Source organism: Ruminococcus sp. AF37-20 (assembly GCF_003460465.1).
In the GTDB taxonomy this organism is placed as follows: domain Bacteria; phylum Bacillota; class Clostridia; order Oscillospirales; family Ruminococcaceae; genus Hominimerdicola; species Hominimerdicola aceti.
In genome coordinates, this window is sequence record NZ_QTVE01000002.1 from 232,558 (window position 1) to 249,672 (window position 17,115).

Consider the following 17,115-nt stretch of genomic DNA (forward strand, 5'->3'; position numbering starts at 1 on the left):
TTCCCTATCTGAATTTTAATTTTCCGAAAATATCCCTTTTGAATCTGATCAAAAATTTTTTTGCATCTTCAAACCCAAGTTTATATGCTGAATCAAAAGAATCATAAGCCATTGAAATCTCATTTATATTTAAACAAAAGATACCGTGTTTATAACATAATAAGCCTTCTAAATAAAATGTGATTTCAGCAATCTGAGGATAAGCGTCAGTCATTTTAGAAAGCTTTGATAAAAGACCATCTAATTTATCCGTATGGTTTTCATTTATATATAGATCACTTAATGAATCAATAATTGAATAATATAATTGATTTTTATCTTCAGAATCACTATTACATTCACCAATAATATATAAATAATCAGTACACAATTCAAGACCTTCAATATTTTTCGCTTTATCAAAAAAAAGAAACATTGCTTTTAAAATAAAAAATGAACTTTCATAATTATTATTGGTTTTTAAATATTTTTTTGCTACTGATATACCTTTTGGGACATTTGTCCACGATTCATTTATAGAACCATAATATAAATTTAAAAATGCATATTTTGCACAACAATCCATATTATCCGACATTCCGAGCTCATAATAATAGCTTGCTAATTTATAATTTGGCTCAATATTTTTTTCATCTGAAAATAAATCACCAAGTATTTTATAATTTTTTGAACGTTCAAGATAAAATACAGCTTTATTAATATCCTTCGGAAAGTCTGGTGTACCTGCAATATATAACTGACCAATAAGCGTATCTGATAATGGACATCCGCCTAATGCCTCACTTTTCTTTAGATACTCCGGAATTTTTTCATCTCTATTCGGCAAGTTTTCATTTTTCAGATATAAAAAAGCTGCGGCTGAGTATCCGGTTGGATCATGCGTTTCTTCAGAAAATGCACAATAATAATCTTCTGCTTTTTTTAGATCAACAGTTGTTCCAAGTCCTTCTTCATATATATTCCCCAAAATAAATCCCGATCCTGCACCTTCATATTCGTAAGCTATTTCAAGGAGCTGTCTTGCTTTCTCATAGTTTTGAGGTGCACCATTTTTTCCGTGACGAAAAAATACTCCTAATATCCATACAGCGTTCGGGTTGTGCTGATAATATGCTTCACGAACATATTCATAAGGCATTTGAGACAATTCTTGTTTTGTGCAATTCCTTAAGTCCATATATTACCGACCTCCTTTATATTTTTCAACCCGTATCAATCAAAATTTATTTCTTTCGGCATTTGATTTTAAATCATCAATAGTACAGCCATTACATTGCTCAATAGTTATTTCGTAAAAATTGTAATATGAATATTCATTCTCAGAAAATTCAAGTGCATCTCCTTTATAAATTTCCTCTGACGTTAATTTACCATTAGACAAGGAATACTTTGTAAGAAAGGTTATTATTCCACTGGGTGTATTTGCATTAACATCACAACCATGAGAATAATAATTTACAAGGCAATTGAGCGTTTTTGAATAATACAGATCATCCCAGCCAGTATCACTATCACCTGTAGATACTACCGATCCATCATCAGGGTCATATTCATATACATGAAACCTTGAGGCTGCTGCTATATCATATATGTAAATCAATTCATCTGTACCATCTCTATTTATGTCAAATAAAGCGTAAGCGGGTTCTACGGAAGATTGTTGATTTAATTCCGATAATTTGTCAAGATATGCACTGTATATATCTTTAACATCAGTGTTCTTACCATCGTCGGGATTTTTATTTTTTTCTATGTTATCGGTGTCCTTTTTATCAGAACTGTCTTTAGGAATACTATCGATCATATCTTTAAGCGGAGGCCTAATGCTTTTATCTTCGGTATATTTAAAAGCATAATAAGATTCAGTCAATGCCTTTTTACGTTCTTCCTGAGTCATTTTTAGATAATCCAGCTTTTTTATAGTTTTAACTGACGCTTTTAAAGGAGTTTTATCTGCAAAATAATTGTTATATGCATTAATGACTTCACTTGATGTAGTTTCATCATTTCCTACTTTAAATGAAGAATACTTTTTATTTTCACCGTCATAATTAAAGTATATCTTCTCGGTACACCTTACTTTTTTATCGTTCTCTCCTAAAACAACTTCATTTAAGGTATATGCGCCTGCATCTTCAGGAAGATCTGTACCTGTGTATGCATAAAATTGTCCGTCTGCCAATATTATTTTTCCGTTTGAATCTTTATATGGAGTAAAGGTAAACGCATCATGTCCATAATCACTTCTGTTACTACTCCATACGGTATAGAGATCTTCTCCCGTTGCAATAATTCCATTATCTTTTTCATAAACAGTGAAGCATTTTTGCTCCTCCTGTCCGATCATAAGTCCATATCCGCCAATAATAAGTTCAGGTTCCCCATCTCCGGTTAGATCCTGGAACCACATTTCATCCTTTTCAGCATAATTATGACCAATATAACCTTTATACATTTCATATGAATCAAGCCAACCGGTACCGCTGTCCATAGGTTCATGTTCTTCCGACCAGCTTAATATTTCTTCAACGAATTCCGGCGTTTGTTGAGATGTGTTTTCATTTACTTCAACAAGCTTATTTTGACCTCCTATTGCAATTTTGGGAGTAGCAACTTCTGGCTTGATCTCATTATCGGTTAGATACATATCAGCCCATTCTATATCACTTTCACCCCAGATATCTGTTGCAAAATCAAGGGCTTCGTCTATGCTGTCTCCGCACATTAAGCTATAAACAAATGCGTCCTGAATATAGTAATTGTAATATGTATATACTGTTTCTGTATTTGCAATTACACTTAATGCTCCTGCGTCTTTGAATGCATTCACAAGCTTATCGTTTATGTATGCTTTACAGGAACCTAAAAATACTATTGATCCTTCAAGCTCGTTATTTTTATAGTGAGATGTAAAATAGGACGGCATAATACAGTAATAAGTATTTCCGGAGCTATCGTCATCATATGTCACTTGAATAATATTACCGTTAATTATATCATCAAAATATTCTCCGATATTTTGTTCAGTCACAACTTCCTTTGTACATATAATAGGAGTATCATTATAAAGTGTACCATGCTCTTCAATATCAATAAAATCATATCCAGCCAATTCCTCTGCAAAATCTGCAACAGTACAATCTGTGTCGATATCTGTTAAAAGCTTTTCGCTTGTCCACACATCTGAACGCTGATTTAACAATTCAAGCATATCATCGTATCCAAGACCATACATTACTTTTGCTTTCATATCAGTTTTGCTGTATGAATATTTTTCCGAATCAAAGGCTACTTTATTATCGATTGCTTTGATTTGACCGTTTTGATCTATATCGGCATAGTTTTTTGCTATTCCATTAACACTCTCGTCAAAAGGTTCCAGCATTACTCCGCCCAAAGAGCCATCGTTATAGACATATTCATAAATCATAGTATCTTCACTGTAGTCAATGTCGCTGATCATTGATTCCTCGACCATACAGTTTAATGCATTTTCGATTTTTTCTTTTTTGTCGTTCTCTGATCCATTCTTATAATCAGGATCGGATATTATATCTCTCAAAGTAGAGTTTACCTTTTCATAGCTTTCATAAGCGGTTTGGACTTGTTGAACAGTAGGTTTATTTGAGGATAGATATTTATATGCAAAAAAAGCTCCTATTCCCAGAACTGCAACAGAAAAAACACAAGCAGCTATTTTCCCAACACGATTTTTCTTCCGGGAAGAATTTATTTTAGACCTATTTTCCATGCAATTGGGGCATAATTTTCCTGGGTTAGAGCTGTGAATGGTAAATCCGGTGCCGCATTTGCTGCATTTCCTCATAACAATGGGATCGTAGTTGGGATCGTAGGGTATATTAATTTTAAATTTATATCCGCATATATTACAGCTTCTCGCATCTTCATTTAGCAGCTTCCCACATTTAGGGCATCTTTTATTCATTGTATGTCACTTCCTATGAATTACTTTGAAATTGTGGCTTTGTTGAGTATTTTTCCTTTTTTCCGTATATACTTCTATCGTTTTTGTCTTATAATCAATTTTTATAATATATTGCTCATCATTTTTTAATGTCAGAAGCGATCTCGTTCCGTCTTCGGGTTTGTCAAATGCCGTATAAACGAATTTTGCGCTTCCTTTCGGAATTTGACATGATAAAAAGGAATCTTCCGGCGGATAACAGTATGCTATAAAGGTACCATTTTTATTAAAAAAATAACCATTCATAATACATAAACTATCTCACTCCTGTATTAATCATCTATAATCAACGCCTTAATATGTATTAAATTACTTCAACTTCCTTTTCTGCTACAACATCATCACCATAAATATAAGAAATCGTTAACTTGCCTGTAGACTTTATTTCAAACTGTTCATCACCAAATGTTATAATATCTTCGTTACTTGAAACAAATTCACAGTCTTTCCACGCTATATCTATCGGGATTTTTTTTAAAACTTCACCATTTGATTTTTTTATAAATAGATTTCCTGAACATGGAGCTGCATAGAAAAGGCTTACGGTCGCATGACCGTTTTCTTTATCATAAAAGTCAATACCATTTTTAGAAAATGGATCTACATAAGCTTTATCGCAATCCGTTTCTGCGATAAGGTCATAAACCGTTGCGTCCGAATCAAAAGATATATCGATATCATAAATATTAACACTAAAACTGAGGGTAGGTGCAGGTATTGTAGACGACTCATACGAAGAGATAGTTTCGGGAACATCCCAAATTACCTCCTCGTCAAAGTCTATCTCAGCGTAAGCCGATATTTCATCAACATTAGTTTCTATATTTTCAATTGATATTTCTTGTTTATTTTCTGACAATTCATTTTTATCTATAGTTGACATCGGAGTAAAAATCGAATTTGTTTTATACAAACTGCTGTCGATAGTATCATCGTAATAATTATATGTATCAGTAACATTTTCAGCATAATTTGGGGAGGATTCATCTGAATAAATACCAATCAAAGCAAGTATTAAAAAAAATGATATTATGAGAATCGTAGCTATCAATGCTCTTGTCGCTTCCTTGTCTTCGTTGTGAGTTTTTGGTTGAGGGTTTGTTTTAGGTGTGGAGTGAGGTTTTGATTGAGGGTTTGTTTTAGGTGTGGAGTTGCAAGATAAACATTTTCCATTAACCAATAATGCTCCGCATATTGGACAGGTAGGAGGGAAAATAAAAGTATAATCGTTTTTCCTATTTATTTCATCTTTTGATGCTTTTTCTTTATTTTGCTTCCTGCGAAATTCCTCCCATCCGTCGTCAATTTTCAAATCTCCCGGATTTGGCTTTGATTTATTTCTTATTTCCATGTCAAGCTTACACCAAGGACAACTGCTTAGTCCTATAAAGTATTCATGCTTTGGATTGTCGGTACATTTGCACAATCTCTGACTTAAAGAATCAAGTGCGTAAAACCATTCGTCTGCTCTCGGTCTGGCGCTCTTGCTTTGTTGACCTTCAATAAATGCTCTTTCAAATAGCTTTTGAATATCTCTCGGAAGAATACCTATATTAGGTGAATAGCGCGTTTTTGCTATTTTCCCATTAATATTACTTTTTGTAAAATAAGGACAATATCCATTTTGTATGTTCTTTACAGGTTGGAAATTACTCATAGATTCTTTGGTGGTAACAACGCATGAAAAAGGATGAACGCCGTTCATTAAAAGCCTGAAAATAATAACTGCAAGAGCAAAATTGTCTGTGCTTTCGTTAAACATATTCCGTGCATTATTTTCATCAAAAGTTTTACCCTGAAGCTCAGGAGGAATAAACTCCGGAGTAACTACAGTACATGGAAAAATTTCTCCTGATTTACTTTTGATATGATATGAATCCGTATCTACAAGCATAACTCGACCAGTGTTCACATCTAACATGAAATTATTTGGGTTCAGATCTCCGATTATATGTCCGCTGTCGTGAACATTATTCACGGCGGCAGCAATATTTTCTGCCACTTTTACATATTGTGACCACAAATATTTTTTTCTGTTATCATAAACGTAAAAATCTATCAAGCTGCTTAACCCTGACACTTTTTGCATTACATATCCGCAAAAATTGTTATCCTGATACAGAATGGCGTGAGGCCATGCACATTCAGACAAGTCATTTGAATCTGTTTCAAGCATAGCCAGAAGTTTATTTTTCCTGTTTTCGGTACGATTCTTTTCATGATAGATCTTTGCAACCAAATCGGGCATACCTTCTATATTATAAATGCTGCCCTCGCCGCCGGAAGTAATGCTTTCTTCAAATAATACATATTTTTGTCCGCTATTCAAATCGTAATAAATTCTTCTATCATTATTAGAAGCCACTGCTGGAACCCCCCGTTATATTACTATAGTGCTCATCAACAGCTTCTGAATTAATATAAGTAAAATGAGTCGATGTTCCCACCTCTTGGAGAGCTTGTTTCATTCTTGGTAAAGCATCTTTTATAGCTTTATCTTTAGCTTTATCATTTTCAGAATTTGACGCCATACTATCGCTTTGTGTAGAATCATCTGCATGATCAGAAGTATCATCATCCGCAATAGCGCTTCCCTGCGTATGTTTGCCGTTGTAAGCGCTATCCTTACTTATACTGGAAGATTCCATACTCTTTTTCGATGTATCCTGAACGTTACCTTTGTTTAAAAAAACAATACAGATAGAACAAATAATAATAAGCACTAATATCACTATCAGCTGTATCAAAACGATTTTCCTTAGTTGGCGGTTGATTCTATACGAATTTTGTAATCTTTTCTTTAACTTTCTGGATTCATCATTAATTACTATGCTTTCACCAGTAGGAGTTACTTTGATTATATTTGTAGGCTTTTTTATATCAATAGGAGTAGGTCTGCGGCCTTCACGGAGTTTGCGTTTCATGTTTTCGTTTAACTTATCCCAATCAGGTTCCTTGTAATATTCCTCGTCTTTTAAATCTGCTAAAATATCAGTGTTTATCAATCCTACGATAGTTTTATCATCTGTTACATTAGGCAAGCCGTTTCCCGAAACAAATTTAGATATGCTTTTTTGCAGATTTTCAAAATCAGTTTTGTTATTTGCCCTAAGAATATTTCTGTCCATAAATCGGCGGATAAATGGAATATTTATTTTTTGAGCTTCATTTGCAAGCAGAGGATGACACACAATATCAAATATGCCGTCTGTCATAAGCGTTAATGCACAGACCTCGTCGGGATATTTTCCAAAGGACCAATTGTCGGGACCGCCCAAGAGCGGATATGTTTCATTGAATGCTTCTCCCTTTTTTACTTCTGTTGCACAATCATAATTACCGCTCGGCGTTAAAACGATAATACCGCCGTCACCGCATTGACCGTAATATAAGTTTTTACCATTATAAATCGCAGCAGTGAGGGTTGTATTATATTCCGAAAAATCTATTTTCATGTCTTCGGCAGTATTCATTACGTTGTTATATGCTTCTTGATATGCCTGTGATATAAGATCAATGTAAAACTTATCGCTTTTTTTGGTTTTAATATGCAAATTTATGTAAGCCAAGAATGAATTCACAGCCACTTTTGCACCTATATCCGATTTACTTGCACTGCCTAAACCGTCGGCAATTACAGCTATTGTATATCCGTTGTCAAGCTTTAGCACATCAGAATAATCCTGACATACACCGTCAGGATTTTCTAAATGTGCTGTTCCTATTGCCGAAATTTTAAAATATCCAATCATTCTTACAAACTTACTCCTTTATCAGCAGAGTGTATCTTCCGATCTATTTCATATCTTTAAAAATTTCCGCAGGCTCAATCAAGCGGAACCTTAAACATTGTATCAGGTGCAGGAATATTTAACGAACCGGATTCCTCAGTACTGTTTCTCAAAGCATCCAGACTGGATGAAACAAATTTAAACAGCCCAGTGAAATCACAATTTTTTAATCCGTATATATTATTTGGATCAAATATTTGTTTCATAATATCGGCTCTAAAACCGTCCACGCCAACACAGTATGCAATCGCCTTTCCGTTATTCTCCATCCACTTTAATCTCTCAGCTGACTCACGGTAATCATCATTTGGACCACCATCAGTTACGCAAAAGATCCAAGGTCTGAAATAAGGTGTTCCTGCGTAGTTGTATTTATTTTTTTGCATCGTGACCATATCCATTGCAGTTTCCAGGGCTTTGCCCATAGCAGTATTTCCATATGCTTTTAGTTCAGGTAATTCCATTTCTTCTACCGGAGCAAAATCCTGAATTACCTTGACATCACTGTCGAACGTAACAACAGCCACATCAATACAAGCCTTTGCATGGGTATCAAGACTTGATAGGGTCTGCTGCTTGAATACTCTGAGTCCCTCGTTAAGCTGTTTTATTGCTTCATTGCTGTTCATTGAACTTGACGTATCCAATAGAAAAACACAGGCAACGTGTTTTTCCGTAACGTATTTTACCGGTTCGTCATTGAAATCTCTTTGGTTTAATTTTGGCATAATAAGTCCTCCTAAATTTGTTATATATAATTAGAATATTTACTGGTTTGATTTTATAATCATACCTACATCATTAACTGAGAGAGGCACATCAATTACCAAATCAGTAATAATACATCCGTACATTTGAAATACTATCCCACCATATTCTGTATTGTCATCGTTTATAGTAGCGTTGTTTTTTAGATAAGATATGGCTTTTGCAGAAAGATTGAAAGAAACTGTCTCAGGCTTAAAGTCAAATAAACAGAAAAAACCGTCTGATTGTATAAATGTTCTTGTATTTTCAATAATGTCATTACTGATCTCATTTGGAAAAGTATATGATTCATTATTAATGCTGACTGCATCTGCTGCCGTAGGTACACCGGTTATGTAATTCCCGTCAAGCTTATAAAGAGCATTCCAATCTACAGCATCTTTGGGTGCAAATACATAATAATCAGTATTAAGATATTTTAAAGTAACAGTTATTGAACAACCTGTTTCTTCGAAATCAGAAAAGTATTTGTTATCGATATACTCTACTTCGTTTCCGTCAGTATCATAAAAATTTGCAGCTGACCAGTCGTCATAATTATCGATTCCAATGAATTCAATCGATTCATAGGTTTTATTATTTGAGTCTGTTTTTTCAGACTCTATTTCAACGTTTGTATTAGAATCTGTTATTGATTTGGCTGATTTGCTTTTAATAGCATTATCAGTAACACCAGATCCAATCTCTGTTTTTGATAAATCGTCATCCGTGACAATATTTTCTTGTTTATTATGTATTTTAATAATAACTGTTATCAAAACTATAGCAGTTAATACAGTTATAATAGAGGATAGTGATATTATAATATTTTTTTTCACTTGTTTAGACTTTATTGCAGAACTGTTTTCGGTTGGGGTATTTAAATACGCTTTCTGGCAAGATGATTCCGCAGATACTTTGTATCCGCAAAATTTGCAAAAAGTTGAGTTATCATCTATTTTATTGCCGCATTCTTTACAAATCATAGTTATAACCTCTTAAAAACATACGTTCTATCTGTATTTATTTTCCTCAAAATCAATTTGTTGGAGGAAAGTTTTTCAATTACATACCTTTTAGAATGTCCAAGTAACTTACTTACTCTATAATCATCATCATATATTTCAAGAGTATCACCATCGATTGAGTAGTAGCCTTCCTCGGAATAAGCACCGGAAATGAGTAACCTTCCATTGGTAAATTCCCAAGTCACTTGATCTTCTTTATCTACCAATTCGGTACCATCAGAATAAAGCAACCATTTTCCTTGAATCTTACTCTCGTTGCTCTCAAATATCCTGAATAAAATAAAAGCAATTATAACAATAAACAACATTAATATAATAGCAATAAGTATATTACGTTTTCTATTAGTTTTCATTATTGCTGCAAATCCTCCATCTTGAGGGTTGAAGTTATTTAAAACACATCCGCAATGTAGACAGAATTCCGCATTAGGTGCAACGGCATTACCGCATTTAGGACAATAACTCACCTGAGGGGCAGGAGCAGGCTGCGGCTGAGGGCGTGGCTGTGGTTGAGGGCGTGGCTGCTTTCCCGTAGGTTCTCCGCAAACGGGACAAATAACTGTGTTGTCTGATAATTTCTTTCCGCATTTTTTGCAAAACATAGCTGGTCACTTCCTAAAAATTATTTTGCATGGTTGAATACATTCTTTGAGAAATAATCTGATTTATCATCTCTTCAATGTTTTCACATTTTGTTTTTTCCATAATGTAAAATGGAATTTCTTCTACGTTTCCCGATGTCTTTTCTATGACAAGCATTGTTGTAAAAGAATCTATAATAAACAATGCTGCCAGTAATAACAATATAATTCCCCATGCAGGAGATCCACCTAAGCATATAATGGCAGCAATTAAAGCAACAAGTCCGTAAATAAAGGATTTTGGATTCAATGAGAAATTTGAATTGACTGATGAAATTTGATTAATAGGAATACTTTTTCGTTTAGTGCCAAATGGTATGAATAAAATCGCATTCGGAAGTTTGGTTTTAATAAAATTCTGTTCCATTCTAATCTCACCTTTCATATAGAATAATAAGAGTGAGATCATAAATGTTATTACTTTCGGGTTTTGCCCGGTTAGTTGACCTGCTTGGCAATTGCTGCATAGAGTCTGCCCATAAGGCAAAGCAGCACCGCATTTACGGCAATAACTCACCTGAGTGGCAGGATCCGGATGAATGGGTGGCTGTGGTGGAGTGTAAGGCGGCATCATTCCCGTAGGTTTTGGTTGAGGGAAAGGCGTCGGCTGCATTCCCGTAGGTTCTCCGCAAACGGGACAAATAACTGTGTTGTCTGATAATTTCTTTCCGCATTTTTTGCAAAACATAATAAAGCTCCTTCACTTGAATAAATCTAAGTGTCTATACCTATCTTATAATATACCACTATAAGAAAAAGAGCCCCGCAATCCCCGATAAATCAAGGCTTTGCGGAGCTTTCCGACCACAATTCTGACCAGAAATAAAAAAGAAAAGCTAAACATAAGCATACAGTTTTTCAAGCTGTTTACGCTTCATATCCATGTTGGAATGCACATATCTTTCAAGAGTAATTTTCACGCTTGCATGACCCAGCAGCTCACTGACCGTCTTTACATCAATCCCATGCCGAATGCACTCCGTAGCAAAGGTATGCCGCAGAACATGAAAATTCTTATACGTTACACCAATGTGTTTCAGAAAAGTTTTGTACCTGTACTGATAAGTCCTCGGTTCGGTATAATTCAAAGAGCAAGTCAGGAAGTAGCAGTCAGGATTGACATTTCGTTTGATTTTAGCAATCTGCGACAGCATAAAAGTCGGAATAGGAATATCACGGATAGACTTTGCACTCTTAGGCTCATCGATTATTACAATAGTTTTAGGACTAATTCCGTTCGGATTTTTAATCCGCTGGAGCGTTTTCCATACATGAATTACCTGATTTACAAGGTCAATATCCTGCCATTTCAAAGCGCATATCTCGCCTATTCTCAGACCCGTATAAAGACACAGCAGAACGCCAAGTATTTGACAGTCATCACACAAAGCATTTTGACGGATTTTTGCCATTTCAACGCTTGTAAAAACCTCAATTTCCTTATGTTCCGATTTTGGCAGCGATACATTTTTAGCAGGGTCATCTAGCTTGTATTCAGTTTCTCCGTATGCGAATACAGATTTCATCATGATCAGAATTGCCTGCACGCTCCTTGATGAAAGCCCTTTTCCGTCATCTCCGCCGCATTCCAACAGTTCGGACACATAGCGATTGATTATAAATGAAGTCACTCTGCCAACACGCATATCTCCGAACGGCGCAGCGATGTAATTCTGATACATAGTGCGATAACTGACATAGGTTGATGATTTAATGCTATTTTTGCGACTTGCAAGCCATACCGAGAACAGTTCTGATACCGTTATCGGATCGTTTTTCGGCAACAAATCAACTTTAGCAAGCTGTAGTTTCTGCGAACATTCCACATAGCTGTAAGCGTAAACAGACGAATACTTTGCTCTACCGTTTTCCATGTAACTTGAAATATACCTGCCCTCCCAGCGACCGTCCTTGCGTTTGAATATGTTTTTTCCTCGTCTTGACATGGCGAAACCTCCTTAAAATATGTACTTTAAGTATACACCCGTTTTGACGAGATTTTTGACCAGAAATAGAAGAAAAAAGAGTTAAAAACAGCCTAAAATCCTTGATATTTTGCAATTAAATATACAGATTGTGAGATTTCGTTCGTTGAATTTGTACAAAACATACAGTAAATTTTGTCAGTTTTAGTCAATCCGTGGATTGATTTTTTTTTCTTATAGTGGTATATTATAAGATAATTTCGGCGTATACTGCACATTTTGTCGTATGTTAACTCTGTTTTAGGGAGAAGTCAAGTCCATTTTAAAGGTTTATTGCTTATGCTTTAAGTTGGTTACTGAATTTTGTAGCATTGTGTGATATACTTGTAGTTCAAAACAAAGCGCTCTCCGAGAATAAAAATATTGGAGTGCCAAAAAGTTTTTTATCAGCCCTTGACAAACGAGTGTTCTAATGCTATAATATCAAATAGAAACAACAGCATTTAACATAAAATTACAATTTAATAAATAAGTGCCTTTTACTTACATAAACATATCGGCAAATACTTTTAGAGCTTAATGCTCGTACATATTTAAGGCACGATTTTGATAGCAACGGGATAATTATATCCTTTTGCACTAATCGTGAACTTGAAATATGTGCGAGCTTTTTTGTTGTCTAAATAAATTCAATGTGGTATGTAACGAATTGGCAACGCGGTCAGAATTACATAAATTGCGATACCCTCCGTGTCACATAGACATACCTTTAATATAACATACTAATAATATTAATATAGCAGAAGAAAGAATGTATAGTAGAGATAAGTATTGGTAGGTGCGTAACGAAATGGAGGCGGAATATCAAATTGCGCATCTGCGATTTTCATTTTTCTGCTATGGAAAGGAATTTTTATGAAGTTGAAAAAATTAATGATAATTGATGGTAATCCTTTTGCGGACACAGAGTTCGGTCAGCTTGAGTGTGTTGAAGTTAACGGAAAGCTGTACTTCCCCGCATCGGAGTGTGCAAAGGTTCTCGGATATCACAATCCGAGAAAAGCTATCATAGACCATTGCGACGAGCCAATAAAGCTTACTGTTCCGCATCCGCAAAGTCCGTTAAAAACTATCGTGAAGAATTATATCAGCGAGGGAGATCTGTATTCGCTGATTTTCAATTCAAGGTTACCGATCGGCAGACAGTTTCGTGCTTGGATATGCGACGAGGTGCTCCCGACGATAAGGAAGTACGGATTTTATGTTACGCCGAAGGTTCTTGCGGAGTGCGACGGCAATCCCGAAAAGCTTAAGCGTAAGCTAATGGAAATACAATGTTATCAGTTCTGGAACTACTGTCTGGACCATCCTGATAAGGCGGCAGATTTGATATCGAAATTTTATGAAAAGGCTATGAAAGAAGATGATATTATAGACGCTGAATTCTGTGATGAGGTAAGTAACGAAACCAGTCGCTTGATTGAATGCTCTGCGGTGAGTAACGAACTGCGCACGGCAAGAAACGCCGAAATCTCGCCCGTGTGAGCCTGCCGATTCTCGGCGGTATCCTTGCCCCACCTATGTTGGTTAAAGCCCATACACGCCGAATGTGTGCGACGTCCGAGGCGGTTAACGGTGATTTCTGATGAGAGAATGAAAGTCCGGTAAAAATTGCTCCTGTCAGTATTGCACGATCACCGATATGCAGAGGTTAAAGCAAATCGAAATATTGTAAAGCAAGTTAAAGCATCGGGGTCGTAAGCCCCCGATGCAGTCACAGCGGACAGCAAAGCTGACCGCAAAAGTGCCGAAAATACGCAGTTTCAGCAAAATTGTTGTGCATAATTTTTATGGGGTCATAAATTCGAGGTTTGAAGAATTCAGGGGTCGTAAGTACTGAAAATCACGTAAAATCGGTGTGATTTCAGGAGTCGTAACAGAAAATCAAAGGACATTGCCGCATTTTTCAAAATTGAATAACTTAAATCCCAAAGTCAAAAATGAATCAAAAGGAGTGTTGCCTATTGGAAATTAACGTCAGTGAAAATAAGCGGATCGTAGAGATCTGGCTGACAAATCAGGAGCAGGAGGACGATAGTATCAGCGAATTCGTGCAGAATACTGCAGACAAGTACAGCGATAAAAAATACAAGGTTGCCGTATTTATGTCGGGGGACAACGACTTGTTTGACTGCACGGAGGGATTGATAGAGCACAACCTCTGCCTATGATTTGTGGTGCGCAATCAGGCGCACCGTACATAACTGACGTAAAAAAACATAAATTGCGGCAAAGTCATAAAATCTTCACTCGGATATTTATTGCCTTTGCCTATTGCAATTCTGAAAGATATATGATACAATATTGATATAAATTAAAACGAATATTTCTGACAACATTGTAAGTATTCGCAAAGGTAAAACCGAACCGAAAAAATAATCAACATTGAAAGGGTGAAACAATGAGCATAAAGTACAGCATAGCAGGCTATTGCCGAATTTCTGTCGACGAGGAAATGGACAGAGACAACACCTCGATAGAAAACCAAAAAGCTATCATAGCCGACTTTGTGAAACGCAAGTTTCCAGACAGCACGCTTGATTTCTATGAGGACCGTGACCGATCGGGATATACGTTTGAACAGCGTGAGGGCTATCAGGAGCTGCGAAAGAAAATGCTTCGATTAGAGTACGATATTCTGATCATCAAGGACTTCTCCAGATTTTCCCGACGAAACAGCAAGGGACTGGTGGAATTGGAAGATCTGCGTGACGCAGGAATGAGGATTATCTCGATTGGCGATAACATTGATTATCCTACCTATGACGACTGGACGGCAATTCAGTTCCGCTTTCTTATCAATGAAATGCCTGTTACCGATACGTCCAAAAAGGTCAAATCGGTCATCAAACGCCGTCAGGAGGAGGGCAAGTGGATATGCGCTGTGCCCTACGGCTACGTTATGATAAACAACAAGACCATGCAGTTCGAGGTTGACGAACCTGCGGCGGAGGTTGTCCGAGATATTTTTGACAGGTACAACAGCGGCTGGGGATACAAAAAAATTGCCAACTATCTTACGGACAAGCATATTCCCACGCCTAGAATGTGCGAAAAAATGCGCAGGGAGGCTAAAGGCGAGGAGTGCAAGCGTGAGGTAAAGCAGACGTGGAGTATCATCACCGTCAGCGAGATATTGCAGAACGATTTTTATATCGGCACGCTCCGTCAGGGCAAGTACAGGCGTAAGAAGATAAACGGCGGGGAGGTCAAGCAGGACGAAACAGACCACATAGTATTTGAAAATAATCACACTCCTATCGTCGATTACAAGGTGTTCGCTCTGGCTCAGGAGCAGCTGAAGAAGCGTACGACCTCTCACTATCGGGGAGTGAAAAAGTACGACAATGTGTACTCGGGCTATCTTTTCTGCGGAGACTGCGGCTCACCCATGTTCGCAATGAGCCGTAACGATCTTGCTCCTGCCTACACCTGCGGAACCTACCACAAGCGAGGAACAAAAGGCTGTACCTCGCACCATACCAGAGTTGATATGCTGGACGGTCTGCTGAAAAGCTATATCAAAAAGGTGCGTGACAACTCCGCAGAGATGATTGACCGTTTGCAGGAGTCCATTGCTAAAGAACAGCTTGAAACGAAAAGCAGTCAGTCCACCGTTGACGTGATAAAGGGGCAGATAGAGGACGCAAAGGCGGAAATGAAAATGCTCACCCGACAGCAGGCGAGGGATGTTATGAAACACCCCGACCGTGCGGAGATAATCGAGGAGACCTACACCGAGATGATAGACGAGCTTACTCTGCGTATCGAGGGACTGAAAAATCAGATGCAGCTTGCAGTCGACAAGCACAACACCGTTGTCAGAGTGAACCGCACCGCCAGAACCGTGCTGGAGATTTTCGATGACATCATTAACAAGCCCGCTCTTGACAAGAACGACCTGAATTTTATAATTGACAAGATAGTGGTCTTTGAAAACAGAATTGAAATTCATCTCAAAGCGGATATCGACTGTTTGCTGAAATACGGCACGCTTACAGAGCAGCAGCTTGTGACAGTCGGAGCAGATGGATCAGCCGAAAATTTTAATCAAGGCACTAAGATCGGAAAGTCAGCTGGACAGCTTGCAGCTGCTGTAACGGACAGCAGAGGCAGGAATCTTAGTGTCAACGTTATCAGTAACGGCGACCCCCTCGAGATCTACACCAACCCCGACGGCGAGGTGATATTCAAAAAATATTCTGCCATAAACGAAATGTCCGAGGGCGCAGCTCAGGCAGCGGAAGTCATCTCAAAACTTGGGGGAGCGCCTGCCGTGGTATTCGATAAGGACCACGTCGTGGCAGTGTCAGGCGTGCCGAAAAAAGAGTATTCCCAGCGCCGCCTCTCCCCTGCCCTGGAGGAGCTTTTGGAAAACCGCAAAACCTTTGACTATACCGATACCACAGCCGAGCCGCTTAGAGCCGTCGAGGGTATCACCACCCACGCCCTCACGATCGCCCCTATCCTCACAAACGGCGATATAACAGGTGCAGTGGCATTCATGGCTACCGATGATACCGAGCTTTGTACAGATAAACAGTCCATGCTCGCCAAAGCCGCCGCCATGTTCTTGGGGAAACAAATCGAAGAATAACACCAAAAAGGACCGCCGCCTGACCGCAGCAGTCCTTTTTTTGTACTATTATATCAGCCATTGCCCCATGTCCTACGCTGCCAACATAATAATAAACCCTCCGACCCATACAAATGGATCGGAGGGCAAACTGCAGACCACGCTGCGGTGGAGCTGATAGTCGGACTCGAACCGACGACCTGCTCATTACGAATGAGCTGCTCTACCAACTGAGCCATATCAGCATATAAGACTTAAATATTATACACCAAAACCACACATTTGTCAACATCAAATCAAGATTTTTTCTCAAAGCTTTTGTAGTGCTACAATAGATATTGGACAAAATTAAGAAAAAAGAA

Annotated in this window: 14 protein-coding genes and 1 tRNA gene; 4 read left to right on the plus strand and 11 right to left on the minus strand. The window is 37.5% G+C overall.

The window, feature by feature from the left end:
* Positions 1-4: 4 nt before the first annotated feature.
* From DW015_RS02265 to DW015_RS13695, 9 genes are all read right to left on the minus strand, one after another.
* On the minus strand, positions 5-1,177 hold the full coding sequence (locus DW015_RS02265; RefSeq protein ID WP_117864413.1) for an SEL1-like repeat protein: 1,173 nt from the start codon (positions 1,175-1,177) through the stop codon (positions 5-7).
* A gap of 39 nt (positions 1,178-1,216) precedes the next feature.
* Entirely contained in the window at positions 1,217-3,946 is a 2,730-nt protein-coding gene (locus tag DW015_RS02270) for a zinc ribbon domain-containing protein (RefSeq protein WP_147338128.1), read from the minus strand.
* A gap of 6 nt (positions 3,947-3,952) precedes the next feature.
* Entirely contained in the window at positions 3,953-4,231 is a 279-nt protein-coding gene (locus DW015_RS13565) for a hypothetical protein (RefSeq protein WP_041337451.1), read from the minus strand.
* Positions 4,232-4,289: 58 nt separating this feature from the next.
* On the minus strand, positions 4,290-6,350 hold the full coding sequence (locus DW015_RS02280) for a hypothetical protein (protein ID WP_117897542.1): 2,061 nt from the start codon (positions 6,348-6,350) through the stop codon (positions 4,290-4,292).
* Positions 6,340-7,737: a protein phosphatase 2C domain-containing protein gene (locus DW015_RS02285; RefSeq protein ID WP_117858697.1), complete on the minus strand. Its 1,398-nt coding sequence runs from the start codon at positions 7,735-7,737 to the stop codon at positions 6,340-6,342. Before DW015_RS02285 ends, DW015_RS02280 begins: the two co-directional genes overlap by 11 nt.
* A gap of 74 nt (positions 7,738-7,811) precedes the next feature.
* Entirely contained in the window at positions 7,812-8,504 is a 693-nt protein-coding gene (locus tag DW015_RS02290; protein WP_041337448.1) for a VWA domain-containing protein, read from the minus strand.
* Between the two features lie 39 nt (positions 8,505-8,543).
* A complete protein-coding gene (locus DW015_RS02295; RefSeq protein ID WP_041337447.1) occupies positions 8,544-9,509 on the minus strand; it encodes a zinc ribbon domain-containing protein in 966 nt (321 codons plus the stop codon).
* A gap of 2 nt (positions 9,510-9,511) precedes the next feature.
* Positions 9,512-10,153 (minus strand): zinc-ribbon domain-containing protein, encoded by a 642-nt coding sequence (locus DW015_RS02300; RefSeq protein WP_117903883.1) that lies wholly within the window; start codon positions 10,151-10,153, stop codon positions 9,512-9,514.
* A 13-nt stretch (positions 10,154-10,166) separates the two neighbouring features.
* Positions 10,167-10,559: a hypothetical protein gene (locus DW015_RS13695; protein WP_242993198.1), complete on the minus strand. Its 393-nt coding sequence runs from the start codon at positions 10,557-10,559 to the stop codon at positions 10,167-10,169.
* A 44-nt stretch (positions 10,560-10,603) separates the two neighbouring features.
* Here DW015_RS13695 and DW015_RS13700 point away from each other — a divergent pair, with 44 nt between their 5' ends.
* Positions 10,604-10,774 (plus strand): hypothetical protein, encoded by a 171-nt coding sequence (locus DW015_RS13700; RefSeq protein ID WP_242993199.1) that lies wholly within the window; start codon positions 10,604-10,606, stop codon positions 10,772-10,774.
* Between the two features lie 254 nt (positions 10,775-11,028).
* Here DW015_RS13700 and DW015_RS02310 read toward each other — a convergent pair whose 3' ends face one another.
* A complete protein-coding gene (locus DW015_RS02310) occupies positions 11,029-12,138 on the minus strand; it encodes a site-specific integrase (RefSeq protein ID WP_117903887.1) in 1,110 nt (369 codons plus the stop codon).
* Positions 12,139-13,050: 912 nt separating this feature from the next.
* Between DW015_RS02310 and DW015_RS02315 the strand changes: the two genes are divergently transcribed.
* The 3 genes from DW015_RS02315 to DW015_RS02325 all read left to right on the plus strand — a co-directional run bounded on the left by DW015_RS02315 (position 13,051) and on the right by DW015_RS02325 (position 16,774).
* The gene (locus DW015_RS02315; RefSeq protein WP_181985448.1) at positions 13,051-13,662 is read left to right on the plus strand and encodes a Bro-N domain-containing protein; all 612 of its coding nucleotides are present in this window, start codon (positions 13,051-13,053) and stop codon (positions 13,660-13,662) included.
* 479 nt (positions 13,663-14,141) lie between these two features.
* The gene (locus tag DW015_RS02320) at positions 14,142-14,348 is read left to right on the plus strand and encodes a hypothetical protein (protein ID WP_041337442.1); all 207 of its coding nucleotides are present in this window, start codon (positions 14,142-14,144) and stop codon (positions 14,346-14,348) included.
* Between the two features lie 230 nt (positions 14,349-14,578).
* The gene (locus DW015_RS02325) at positions 14,579-16,774 is read left to right on the plus strand and encodes a stage V sporulation T C-terminal domain-containing protein (RefSeq protein WP_117903889.1); all 2,196 of its coding nucleotides are present in this window, start codon (positions 14,579-14,581) and stop codon (positions 16,772-16,774) included.
* Positions 16,775-16,922: 148 nt separating this feature from the next.
* On the opposite strand, the gene DW015_RS02330 is transcribed toward DW015_RS02325, so the two are convergent.
* Positions 16,923-16,998 (minus strand) — tRNA-Thr (locus DW015_RS02330).
* Positions 16,999-17,115 lie beyond the last annotated feature (117 nt).

What these genes read in the sequence shown, in the direction of transcription:
- DW015_RS13695 (WP_242993198.1), bottom strand. Translation starts at nt 10,559, where the DNA reads ATGGAACAGAATTTTATTAAAACCAAACTTCCGAATGCGATTTTATTC.
- DW015_RS02265 (WP_117864413.1), bottom strand. Translation starts at nt 1,177, where the DNA reads ATGGACTTAAGGAATTGCACAAAACAAGAATTGTCTCAAATGCCTTAT.
- DW015_RS02295 (WP_041337447.1), bottom strand. Translation starts at nt 9,509, where the DNA reads ATGATTTGTAAAGAATGCGGCAATAAAATAGATGATAACTCAACTTTT.
- DW015_RS02300 (WP_117903883.1), bottom strand. Translation starts at nt 10,153, where the DNA reads ATGTTTTGCAAAAAATGCGGAAAGAAATTATCAGACAACACAGTTATT.
- DW015_RS13700 (WP_242993199.1), top strand. Translation starts at nt 10,604, where the DNA reads ATGTTATTACTTTCGGGTTTTGCCCGGTTAGTTGACCTGCTTGGCAAT.
- DW015_RS02270 (WP_147338128.1), bottom strand. Translation starts at nt 3,946, where the DNA reads ATGAATAAAAGATGCCCTAAATGTGGGAAGCTGCTAAATGAAGATGCG.
- DW015_RS13565 (WP_041337451.1), bottom strand. Translation starts at nt 4,231, where the DNA reads ATGAATGGTTATTTTTTTAATAAAAATGGTACCTTTATAGCATACTGT.
- DW015_RS02315 (WP_181985448.1), top strand. Translation starts at nt 13,051, where the DNA reads ATGATAATTGATGGTAATCCTTTTGCGGACACAGAGTTCGGTCAGCTT.
- DW015_RS02325 (WP_117903889.1), top strand. Translation starts at nt 14,579, where the DNA reads ATGAGCATAAAGTACAGCATAGCAGGCTATTGCCGAATTTCTGTCGAC.
- DW015_RS02290 (WP_041337448.1), bottom strand. Translation starts at nt 8,504, where the DNA reads ATGCCAAAATTAAACCAAAGAGATTTCAATGACGAACCGGTAAAATAC.
- DW015_RS02285 (WP_117858697.1), bottom strand. Translation starts at nt 7,737, where the DNA reads ATGATTGGATATTTTAAAATTTCGGCAATAGGAACAGCACATTTAGAA.
- DW015_RS02310 (WP_117903887.1), bottom strand. Translation starts at nt 12,138, where the DNA reads ATGTCAAGACGAGGAAAAAACATATTCAAACGCAAGGACGGTCGCTGG.